General features: G+C 63.1%; 9 protein-coding genes and 2 pseudogenes. 5 read left to right on the top strand and 6 right to left on the bottom strand.

The window, feature by feature from the left end:
- Positions 1 to 147: 147 nt before the first annotated feature.
- The 3 genes and pseudogenes from IAE37_RS04480 to IAE37_RS04470 all read left to right on the top strand — a co-directional run.
- Positions 148 to 408 (top strand): annotated as a pseudogene (locus IAE37_RS04480) (hypothetical protein); the annotation flags it as partial.
- 135 nt (positions 409 to 543) lie between these two features.
- A complete protein-coding gene (locus IAE37_RS04475; RefSeq protein ID WP_201169838.1) occupies positions 544 to 1,176 on the top strand; it encodes a TetR family transcriptional regulator in 633 nt (210 codons plus the stop codon).
- A 60-nt stretch (positions 1,177 to 1,236) separates the two neighbouring features.
- Entirely contained in the window at positions 1,237 to 2,334 is a 1,098-nt protein-coding gene (locus IAE37_RS04470; RefSeq protein WP_201169836.1) for an AGE family epimerase/isomerase, read from the top strand.
- Positions 2,335 to 2,379: 45 nt separating this feature from the next.
- Here IAE37_RS04470 and IAE37_RS04465 read toward each other — a convergent pair whose 3' ends face one another.
- The 6 genes from IAE37_RS04465 to IAE37_RS04440 all read right to left on the bottom strand — a co-directional run bounded on the left by IAE37_RS04465 (position 2,380) and on the right by IAE37_RS04440 (position 8,809).
- Positions 2,380 to 3,144, bottom strand: a complete 765-nt coding sequence (locus IAE37_RS04465) for an SDR family oxidoreductase (RefSeq protein WP_201169834.1) — start codon at positions 3,142 to 3,144, stop codon at positions 2,380 to 2,382.
- A 594-nt stretch (positions 3,145 to 3,738) separates the two neighbouring features.
- Positions 3,739 to 4,455 (bottom strand): ABC transporter ATP-binding protein, encoded by a 717-nt coding sequence (locus IAE37_RS04460; RefSeq protein ID WP_201169831.1) that lies wholly within the window; start codon positions 4,453 to 4,455, stop codon positions 3,739 to 3,741.
- Complete coding sequence (locus tag IAE37_RS04455) at positions 4,452 to 5,327, bottom strand: ABC transporter ATP-binding protein (RefSeq protein WP_201169829.1); 876 nt, start codon at positions 5,325 to 5,327, stop codon at positions 4,452 to 4,454. Before IAE37_RS04455 ends, IAE37_RS04460 begins: the two co-directional genes overlap by 4 nt.
- A complete protein-coding gene (gene livM / locus IAE37_RS04450) occupies positions 5,324 to 6,625 on the bottom strand; it encodes a high-affinity branched-chain amino acid ABC transporter permease LivM (RefSeq protein WP_201169818.1) in 1,302 nt (433 codons plus the stop codon). The genes IAE37_RS04455 and livM overlap by 4 nt, the downstream gene beginning before the upstream one ends.
- Positions 6,626 to 6,627: 2 nt before the next feature.
- Positions 6,628 to 7,542: an ABC transporter permease subunit gene (locus IAE37_RS04445; protein ID WP_201169815.1), complete on the bottom strand. Its 915-nt coding sequence runs from the start codon at positions 7,540 to 7,542 to the stop codon at positions 6,628 to 6,630.
- 130 nt (positions 7,543 to 7,672) lie between these two features.
- Positions 7,673 to 8,809, bottom strand: coding sequence for a branched-chain amino acid ABC transporter substrate-binding protein (locus tag IAE37_RS04440; RefSeq protein ID WP_201169812.1), 1,137 nt, complete (start codon positions 8,807 to 8,809; stop codon positions 7,673 to 7,675).
- A gap of 466 nt (positions 8,810 to 9,275) precedes the next feature.
- Between IAE37_RS04440 and pncB the strand changes: the two genes are divergently transcribed.
- The gene (gene pncB / locus IAE37_RS04435) at positions 9,276 to 10,481 is read left to right on the top strand and encodes a nicotinate phosphoribosyltransferase (RefSeq protein WP_201169809.1); all 1,206 of its coding nucleotides are present in this window, start codon (positions 9,276 to 9,278) and stop codon (positions 10,479 to 10,481) included.
- A gap of 3 nt (positions 10,482 to 10,484) precedes the next feature.
- Positions 10,485 to 11,009, top strand: a pseudogene (nadE, locus tag IAE37_RS04430) (NAD(+) synthase); the annotation flags it as partial.
- Positions 11,010 to 11,036: the final 27 nt, after the last annotated feature.

The raw sequence follows: 11,036 nt of genomic DNA, 5'->3' as shown, positions 1-11,036 counted from the left end.
CTGTGTATCAGCTGTTCCAGAGCGCCTGCGCCGCGCTATCAATACCATCGATTGTTACCATTACCCGTATGAACTTCTCTCTGGCGGGGCCGCGCGTAGCATTGGCTCCGTACCCACTTCCCCGCCCCGCCAGAGGAGCACCGAAACATGAAACGCCACTTGCTGACCCTGACCCTGTCCATCCTCGCGGCCAACGCGTTCGCCATGCCGGCCGACGACCAGGCTCTCACCGCCGAAGCACGCTCGAACCCCGCCTCCGTGGCCCAGCCACTGAAGACCGTCGCCGAAGGTGGCTCCGATCGTCTCATCGAACGGGCTGGCCGCGTGGCCGAAGGCGGCTCCGACCGCCTCATCGAACGTAGCGGCCGCGTGGCCGAGGGAGGCTCCGATCGCCTAATCGAACTCAGCCACATGGGCTGATCGCCATGGCCGAGAAGAACAACCCAGCCAATCGTGCCTGCTCCCCTCCAAGCCCGGTCCATTGACCGGGCTTCGTTTTTTTAACTAGAGTGCCCAGCCTCAACCGCCACAGAAGCGTGCCCCATGCTGCCGCGTGCCGAACAGAAGCTACAGACTCGCCAGGCCCTGCTCGATGCCGCCTGCCAGCTCATGGAGAGCGGCCGGGGGTTCGGCAGCATCAGCCTGCGCGAAGTGGCCAAGGCTGCGGGTATCGTGCCCACCGGTTTCTACCGACACTTTTCCGACATGGACGCCCTGGGCCTGGCCCTGGTCGCCGAGGTCGACGCCACCTTCCGCCAGACCATCCGCCTGGTGCGGCAAAACGAATTCGAGCTGGGCGGCATCACCGATGCTTCGGTGCGGATCTTCCTTGACGTGGTCGCTGCCCACCATGCCCAGTTCCTGTTCCTGGCCCGTGAACAGTACGGCGGCTCGCAGGCGGTACGCCAGGCCATCGCCCGGCTGCGCCAAGGTATCAGCCACGACCTGGCCACCGACCTGGCGCGCATGCAGCGTTGGCAGCACTTGGACGACGCCGCGCTGGCGGTGATGGCCGACCTGGTGGTGAAGACCGTGTTCGCCACCCTGCCCGAACTCATCGACAACCCTGAAGAAGGTTATCCACAGGCGCTGACGGCGCAGGAGAAGATCACCCAGCAATTGCGCTTCATCTTCGTCGGGGCGCGGCATTGGCAAGGGTTGGGTAATCCTGGTTGAGGAACCTCAAACCCCACTTCTGCTACCATGGCGCACTGCCCGATTGTGACGAGCGCCTTCATGTCCGACCCCCGCCCCACCCTGCCCGAACTGGCCCGTTTCAACCAGCACTTCGCCGAGCGCATCGTGCCGCTGTGGCAAGGCCCAGGCTGGAACGCCGAGCTGGCCCTGCCCTTCGAAGCGCTCGACGGCCAACACCGGCCGCTGCCGGTGCAACGCTACCGGGCCATGGCCTGCGCCCGCCAGCTGTACCTGTTCAGCAGCCGTATCGACCAACCGGGGGCGGCAGAGCGCGCGGCAGCGCTGTTCCGTTCGCTGCAGAAGCACTTCCACGACGCCGAGCACGGAGGCTGGTTCTACAGCATCGATGCCCACGGCAAACCGCTGGATCGGCGCAAGGACCTCTACACCCACGCCTTCATCGTCTTCGCCTGCGCGCACTACTGGGGCAAGACTGGCGAGGGCCTGGTCGAGGCCACCCTCAACGCCGCACTGGAAGTGGTCGCCGAGCAGTTCGCCCGCGATGACGGCCTGTACGAAGCCAGCCTCGGCGAGGACTGGTCGGACCTCGCCAGCGGCCCATTGCAGAACCCGCAGATGCACCTGGCCGAGGCCTTCCTGCAGGTGCTCGCCGTACGCGAGGATGCCTCGGTCGAGCAGGCCCTGCTGGAATTGTGCGAGGCGTTGCAGGCGCATTTCATCGACCCGCAGCATGGCCTGATGCTGGAGAAACCCCGTGGCGCTGTGGATAACTGGTTCGAGCCCGGGCACCAGTTCGAGTGGTTCTACCTGCTGGACACCTCCGAGCTGCTGCGCGACACCGCCCTGCATGCCTCCATCGACCGTGCCTTCGGCTATGCCGAGCAATGTGGGGTGAAGGACGCGGCGGTACTGGCCATGCTCGATGTCGACGGCAAGGTACTAGACGCCACCCAGCGCATCTGGGCCCAGGCGGAATACCTGCGAGCGCTGGCGTTGCGTAAAGGTAGCGAGGCGAAACTGCAGGCGCAGCTGCAGGCGCTGCAAACGCGCTTCCTGCATGCGGGCGGGTGGCATGAATGCCGGGACGGCGAAGGCGCCGTCAGCCGCCCCGACATGCCATCGACGACGCCGTATCACTTGGCGACCTGCCTCGACGGTTTGCAGCAGCTTCGCTGACCCATCACGACCGAAGGGCTGCAAGGCAGCCCCGGGTCAGCCCCTTCAGGCCTTGGAACGGTCGATCGAGAACCCGGCCCAGTCCTGGCTCACCGGCATCAGTTCGAGGCTGTTGATGTTGATGTGGGCTGGCTGGTTGAGGATCCAGAAGATGGTCTCGGCGATGTCCTGCGGCTGGATCGGCTCGGCGCCGGCGTAGGTGGCGTCGTACTTGGCCTGGTCACCGCCGAAGCGCACCAGCGAGAACTCGCTTTCGCACAGCCCAGGCTCGATGTTGCTCACCCGCACGCCAGTGCCGCGCAGGTCGCAACGCAGGCTCAGCGAGAACTGGCCGACGAAGGCCTTGGTGCCGCCATACACGTTGCTCCCCGGATACGGGTAGTTGCCCGCCACGGAACCGACGTTGAGGATCGACGCGCCCCGCCCGTGGGCGATCAGGCGTGGCAACAACAGGCGGGTGGTGTAGATCAGGCCCTTGATGTTGGTGTCGACCATGGTTTCCCAGTCGTCGAGGCTGCAGTTCTGCGCGGCGTCCACGCCCAGCGCCAAACCGGCGTTGTTGACCAGCGCCTGCAGCTTGTCGAAGCTTGGCGGCAGGCTGGCGATGGCGGCCTCCACGGCGTTGCGGTCACGCACATCGAGCACCAGGCCGTGCACTTCGGTCTTGGCCGACAGTTCCGCGCAGAGAGCGTCCAGACGCTCCTTGCGCCGGCCGGTGAGCACCAGCTTCCAGCCTGCCTCGGCAAAGCGCCGTGCGGTGGCTTCGCCAAACCCGGAAGTCGCGCCTGTGATGAATACGGTGGACGTCATGCTGTGTTCCTCTTGTGAATAGGGAGCGGCAGGGGATTGCAGCATGCCTTTGACCGCCGCGCGCAGCAACCCATAAAGGCGCCTGTTCATTTTTTGTACATACGCGTCAAACCCTTGCAGCAGAGGGCCGCACGGCAGCTATGCGCATGTTATCCACAAGGCTTTCCCCACAGATTGGGGGCAACTTGACGGGTGGGCGGAACCCTTTCAGCCAGCGAGGGTCTCGCCGGACACGCTCCATAATGGCGCAAGGCTTTCAATGATGCTGGCTGCAGCCGTCTGTCCAAGGCTTTTACACAGAGTTATCCACAGGCTTGAACCAGTACTTAGGCAACCCTTCGAGAGCCAGAAACCTCAATGAAATCATCCACAAGGAACGCCTGATCAAAAAACGACCAGAACGCTGCAAGCCTTTCACCACAAGGCCTGCAGCCAGGTGCCACCATGTTTTCCACAGGCGCCTCCACATTATCCGTGGAAAACAATGTGCTTGTGGAAACAATGGCTTGCGAGGCGAAAACGAGGTGGTCGGTGAGCCTTGTGCGACAAGTTGTCCACATTGACGACGAGGCTCCCAAACCACTCCGTCAACCCCTAGTGCCCACCCAGATACGCGTTGCGCACCTCTTCGTTGGCGAGCAGTTCCTGGCCCGTGCCGGTCATGCGGATCTGCCCGTTGACCATCACATAGGCCCGGTCCGACAGTTTCAGCGCGTGGTTGGCGTTCTGCTCCACCAGGAAGATGGTCATGCCGGTCTTGGCCAGTTCGCGCAGAGTGGCGAAGATCTGCTTGACCACGATCGGCGCCAACCCCAGCGATGGCTCATCCAGCAACAGCAGCTTGGGCCGGCTCATCAACGCCCGGGCGATGGCCAGCATCTGTTGTTCACCGCCTGACATGGTCATGGCGCGCTGGTTGCGCCGCTCCTTGAGCCGTGGGAACAGCTCGTACATGCGCTGCATGTCTTCGTCGGCATGTTTGTCGCCGATGGGGATGGTGCCCATCATCAGGTTTTCCTCGACGGTCATGTCGGGAAACACCCGCCGCCCTTCCGGTGACTGGGCGATGCCGTTGGAAGCGATGTAGTGCGACGACTTGCGGGTGATGTCGGTGCCGCGGTACAGGATATGCCCCGACGCCGCCCGCGGCTGGCCGAAGATCGACATCAGCAGGGTCGACTTGCCGGCGCCGTTGGCACCGATCAGGCTCACCGTCTCGCCTTCGCCGATGTGCATCGAGACTTTCTTCAAGGCCTGGATCGGCCCGTAGAACACGTCCAGGTCGCGCAGCTCGAGAATGGGTGCACTCATACCAGCTCCTCTTCGTCGGCACCCAGGTAGGCGGCGATGACCGTCGGGTTGTTGCGGATGTCCTGGGGCGCGCCCTCGGCAATCAGTTTGCCGTGATCGAGCACCACGATGTGGTCGGAAATGCTCATGACCATGCCCATGTCGTGCTCGATCAGCACCACGGTGATGTCATGCTCGTCGCGCAACACGCGGATCATGCGGCTCAGGGCCTCGGTTTCCTGAGGGTTGAGGCCGGCGGCCGGCTCGTCCAGGCAGATGATCTTAGGCCGCGTGCACATGGCCCGGGCGATCTCCAGGCGCCGCTGCTGGCCGTAGGACAGCTCGCCGGCCAGGCGATTGGCGCAGTCGACCAGGTCGACCACCTCCAGCCAGTAGAAGGCGTGGTCGAGGGCATCGCTCTCGGCCTGGCGGTAGGCCTTGGTGTTGAGCACGCCGGCCAGCAGGTTGCGGTTGACCCACATGTGCTGGGCCACCAGCAGGTTCTCCACCACCGACATTTCCTTGAACAGGCGGATGTTCTGAAAGGTCCGCGCCAGGCCGGCGCGGTTGACCAGGTGGGTACCGCCGAACATCTTGTAGTACATGCGCCTGGCGAAGCGTGCCGGCGAGACGAAGTCGGCGGCCTGGAAGCGTTCGCCGAGCAACTCGATGACGTTGGTCTGGCTGCCACGCAGGTTCAACTCGATGCGCCCGCCACTGGCTTTGTAGAAGCCGGTCAGGCAGTTGAACACGGTGGTCTTGCCGGCGCCGTTGGGGCCGATCAGGGCGAAGATCTGGTTGCGTCGGACTTTCAGGCTGACATCGCTGAGCGCCTTGATGCCACCGAAGTGCATCATCAGGTTATCCACCGAAAGAATGATATCGTCGCTCATGGCGCCACTCCTTTACGCGGAACCACGCCGGTTCGGCTGATGCGGATCAGCCCCCGCGGCCGCCAGATCATCATCAGCACCATCAGCACGCCGAACAACAGCACCCGGTATTCGGAGAAGCTGCGCAGCAGCTCCGGCGCCACGGTCAGCACGAATGCGGCGATCACCACGCCCACCGTCGAACCCATGCCACCCAAGACCACGATGGCGAGGATCAGCGCCGACTCGAAGAAGGTGAACGACGACGGGTTGACGAAGCCCTGGTAGGTGGCGAAGAACACCCCGGCCAGGCCTGCGGTGGAAGCGCCCAGGGTGAACGCCGAGAGTTTGACCAGCACATGGTTAAGGCCCATCGAGCGGCAGGCGATCTCGTCCTCGCGCAGCGCTTCCCAGGCACGCCCGACCGGCATGCGGGTCAGCCGGTGCTTGATGTACAGCACCGCCAGCACCACCAGAAACAGCACGATGTAGATGAACAGGAATTTCAGGTTGGGGTTGTAGTCGATGCCGAAGAACTCATGGAACGGTACCCCGCCGTCCTTGGCCCTACGACCGAACTCCAGGCCCATGAAAGTGGGCGATGGCGCCGGCATGCCATTGGGGCCGCCGGTGAACGACAGCCAGTTGTTGAGCACCAGGCGAATGATTTCACCAAAGCCCAGGGTCACGATCGCCAGGTAGTCACCGTGCATGCGCAACACCGGAAAGCCGAGGATGCACCCGGCCAGCGCTGCGGCGATGGCCGCCAGCGGCAACACGCTCCAGAAGCCCAGCCCGAGGTACTGGTAGCCCAGCGCCAGGCCGTAGGCACCGATGGCGTAGAACGCCACGTAACCCAGGTCGAGCAGGCCCGCCAGGCCCACCACGATGTTCAGGCCCAGGCCCAGCAATACGTAGATCAGGCCGAGGATGACCACGGTCAGCAGGTACTTGTTGGCGAAGATCGGGAACACGATGGCGATGACGATCAGCGCCGGAATGATGTAGCGCAGCCGCGATTTGTAGCCTGGCGCCAGCACATGCACGCCGGAGCCGCCGCTGTCGAAGCCCTGGAGCATGCGCTGGCCGCTGGCGGTCTGCAGGAACAAACTGAGCAGAAGGCGCCCAAGCATCACCCCGCCGACCAGCCAGGCGACGCGCGTGGGTTGGGCATTGAAGCTGTAGCCGTCGAGCACCACGCCGACGACCGGGCCAAACACGATGAGGGCCAGCAAACCGGCGACCAAGGTCTCCAGCAGGCTGCGTTTGATATCGAAGCCTTTGGTTTCGGCAACGGAGGCAGTTTTGGCAACGGACATGTTCACACCTTAGCCACGAGCGGGCGACCCAGCAGGCCTTGCGGGCGGAAGATAAGGATCATCACCAGCAGCGAGAAACTGAACACATCCTTGTAGTCGGAGTTGATCAGGCCAGAGAACAGCGACTCGGAAATACCAAGGATGATGCCGCCGAGCATGGCCCCGGGCAGCGAGCCGATGCCACCGAGCACTGCGGCGGTGAAGGCCTTGATGCCGATGATGAAGCCCGCATAGAAGTCGAAGGTGCCGTAGTTCAGGGTGATCAGCACCCCGGCCAGTGCGGCCATCACCGCGCCGATGACGAACACGTAGGAAATCACCCGGTCGGTGTTGATGCCGAGGATCGAAGCCATCTTGCGGTCTTGCTGGGTGGCGCGGCACATGCGGCCGAGCTTGGTGTACTTGATCACGTAGGTGAGCAGCCCCATGCCGACGAATGCGGCCACCAGGATGAAGATCTTGGTGTAGGTCAGTTGCACGAAGCCGGTACCGACCTCGATGCGCATGGCGCCTTCGAGCAGGGTGGGCACGCCTTGCTGGCGGGCGCCCTGGCTGATCTGCGCGTAGTTCTGCAGGATCAGCGAGATGCCGATGGCACTGATCAGCGGTGCCAGGCGGGTGGAGTTGCGCAGGGGTTTGTAGGCGATGCGCTCGATGGTGAAGCCGTAGACGCCGGTGACGACCACGGTGAACAACAGCGTGCCGAGCATCAGCAGCGGGAAGGACTCGATACCGAAGTAGGCCAGCAATGCCAGGCTGATCGCCGCGAGGTACGCGGAGATCATGTACACCTCGCCGTGCGCGAAGTTGATCATGCCGATGATGCCATAGACCATTGTGTAGCCGATGGCGATCAGGCCATAGACCGACCCTAGGGTCAGGCCGTTGACCAGTTGCTGCAGGAAAATACCATCCATAACGCAATCTCACCTGGTTGAGATCGCACGAGCGCCGAGCACAGCGCAGCAGAACCGTGCGGATCTACGGATAAAGACAGGTACCGCGGGGCTTTGGCCCGGGCATGTGCGCCCGGGCCGTGGGCCGTTGTTATTTTTGTTTTTCCAGCTGGTGGTACTTGCCATCCTTGTCCCACTGGTAGACCACGTAGTCGGACACGGTCAGGTCGCCCTTGCTGTCGAATTTCTTCTCACCCATGACGGTGTGCACCGGGTTGGCCTTGAGCCATTTGGCCGCGTCCTCTCCCTTGTTCGACTTGGCGCCATTGAAGGCGGCGGCCAGGACCTGCATAGAGGCATAGGCGTATAGCGTATAGCCTTCAGGTTCGGTACCGGCCTTGCGGAACTCTTCTACCACCGCCTTGCTGTCGGGCAGCAGGCGCGGGTCGGCGCCGAAGGTCATGTACACGCCATCGACGTACTGCGCGCCACCTGCGGTGGCCACCAGTTCGTCGGTGACGATGCCGTCATCGGACATGAACTTGACATCCTTCAGGCCTTGTTCACGCAGCTGGCGCACCAACGGGCCGGCCTCCGGGTGCAGGCCACCGAAGTAGACCACGTCGGCACCGGCGGCGCGGATCTTGGTGACCACGGCGCTGAAGTCTTTTTCGCCACGGGTCAGGCCCTCGTACAGCACCGGCTTGACCCCGCGTTTTTCCAGTTGCGCCTTGGTCGCGTCGGCCAGACCCTGGCCATAGGTGTCCTTGTCGTGCAGTACCGCGACTTTCTTGCCCTTGAGCACGTCGACGATGTAGTCGCCGGCGACGACACCCTGCTGGTCGTCACGCCCGCACATGCGGAACATCGCGCTCAGGCCACGCTCGGTGACCTGCGGGTTGGTGGAGCCGGGGGTGATGGCGATGACGCCAGCCTCGTCGTACACCTCGGAGGCGGGAATGGTATTGGAGGAACAGAAGTGACCGACCACACCGATCACCTTGTCCTGGTCGACCAGGCGGTTGGCCACGGCCACGGCCTGCTTCGGTTCACAGGCATCGTCGCCCTTGACCAGGACGATCTTCTCGCCGTTCACGCCACCGGCGGCGTTGATCTTGTCGGCCGCTGCCTGTGCACCTTTCATGTACTGCTCGCCAAACGCTGCGTTCGCCCCGGTCATGGGCCCCGCGACACCGATCTTGACGTCGGCCTGAACATACGAAGAAACACCCAGTGCCGTAGCTACGGCCAGAGCCAGGAAACCTTTCTTGTAAAACGTCTGCGACATGAGGTGGTGCTCCTAGAGTTTTTTTGGTTGGCACTACAACTTCTCAGCCCTGTGCTCTGAGCAAGGGCCGTGCCATCGGTTTTGTAATCTGGAGAAACACAGTGTGTAGGTCGCATCGAAGCGACCGACGGCCTTTTCTTTATTGAGCGTGCAACCGTCTGCCATGCGGTGGGCGCCACCACACGTACAGACAAGGAGCAACCGTCGAGTGCCATCATTGCAACCCTGGCAAGTGTTAACGTGCAACCGCCCTGTAACAGCCGACGTCACCGAACTGCACACCCCTGGTGCGCGACTGCTACAAGCGGCACCTTTTCAAGGCTAGCTGGTGCACGGAAAAACACCCGATTTGGCTATTACGCGGCCTCCGTGGGAGCGGGCCCACCCGCGAAGAAGCCGGCACAGGCACATCAGAACCCGAAAATTTGGCACAATGTCCGCCATTCGCCGTTTCTGGAGCCCCCTGATGAGCGAGAGCGCATTCGCCGAGCGCATCGTGCACAACCTGCTCGACACCGACTTCTACAAGCTCACCATGATGCAGGGCGTGCTGCACAACTACCCGGACGCCGATGTGGAATGGGAATTCCGCTGCCGCAACGGCGAGGACCTGCGCCCCTACCTGGGCGAGATCCGCAACCAGCTGGAACTGCTCGGCGAACTGACGCTGGACGAGGGCCAGCTGGCCTTCCTCGAACGCATCAGCTTCCTCAAGCCCGACTTCCTGCGCTTTCTCGGCCTGTTTCGCTTCAACCTGCGCTACGTGCGCCTGGGCATCGAGAACGACCAGCTGTACCTGCGCCTACGTGGCCCGTGGCTGCACGTGATCCTGTTCGAAGTGCCCCTGCTGGCGATCATCAGCGAAGTGCGCAACCGCCACCTGCATCCGCGCATGCGCCTGGCCGAAGCCCGCGACCAGCTGTACCGCAAGTTCGACTGGCTGCGCGCACATGCCAGCGAGGAAGAACTGGCCGAGCTGCAGGTGGCCGACTTCGGCACCCGCCGACGCTTTTCCAGCCGAGTGCAGGAAGAGGTGGTACGGGTACTGCGCGATGACTTCCCGGCCCGCTTCGTCGGCACCAGTAACGTCGACCTGGCATGGAAACTGGATATCAAGCCGCTGGGCACCATGGCCCATGAATGGTTCATGGCCCACCAGCAGCTCGGCCCGCGCCTGATCGACAGCCAGATCGCCGCGCTCGATTGCTGGGTTCGCGAGTACCGCGGCCTGCTCGGCATCGCCCTGACCGACTGCATCACCATGGATGCCTTCCTCGGCGATTTCGACCTGTACTTCGCCAAGCTGTTCGACGGCCTGCGCCATGATTCGGGCGAGCCCGTGGCCTGGGGCGAGAAAGCCATCGCCCATTACCAGAAACTGGGCATCGACCCGATGACCAAGACCCTGGTGTTCTCCGATGGCCTCAACCTGACCCGCTCGCTGGAAATCTTCCGTGCCCTGCGCGGTCGCATCAACGTCAGCTTTGGCATCGGCACCAACCTGACCTGCGACATCCCGGGCGTAGCGCCGATGAACATCGTATTGAAGATGACCGATTGCAACGGCTCGCCGGTGGCGAAGATCTCCGACGAATCGGCCAAGACCCAGTGCCGCGACCCCAACTTCGTCGCCTACATGCGGCATGTTTTCAAAGTCCCCAGCAAGGAGTAACCCATGCAAGCGGTCCAGCAAGAGATTGCCCAGGCGCTGAAGGTGCAGCCGCCATTCGCCGATGCCGCTGCGCTAGAGGCCGAAGTCGCCCGGCGCGTGGCTTTCATCAAGAGTTGCCTGAACAACGCCCGGCTCAAGACCCTGGTCCTGGGCATCAGCGGTGGCGTCGATTCGCTGACCGCGGCCCTGCTGGCCCAGCGCGCCATCAACGAGCTGCGCGCTGAAACCGGTGACACGGCCTACACCTTCATCGCGGTGCGCCTGCCTTATCAGGTGCAACACGACGAACATGACGCCCAGGCCTGCCTGGAAGTGATCAAGGCCAATGAAGTGCACACCGTCGACATCGCCCCGGCGGTACGGGCCTTGGCGGCTGAAGTGGTGGAGCTGAAAAACGGCTCGCCGACGCTGGTCGACTTCGTGGTCGGCAACGTCAAGGCGCGTACCCGGATGGTCGCCCAGTACACCATCGCTGGCGCCCGCGCAGGCCTGGTGATCGGCACCGACCACGCCGCCGAGGCGGTGATTTCTACCCCCCTACACTAAAGTGCACAA

This window comes from Pseudomonas sp. S31 (genome assembly GCF_016648105.1).
GTDB lineage: Bacteria > Pseudomonadota > Gammaproteobacteria > Pseudomonadales > Pseudomonadaceae > Aquipseudomonas.
Note: the sequence above shows the minus strand (reverse complement) of the source record. Positions and strands in the feature narration are given on the sequence as shown.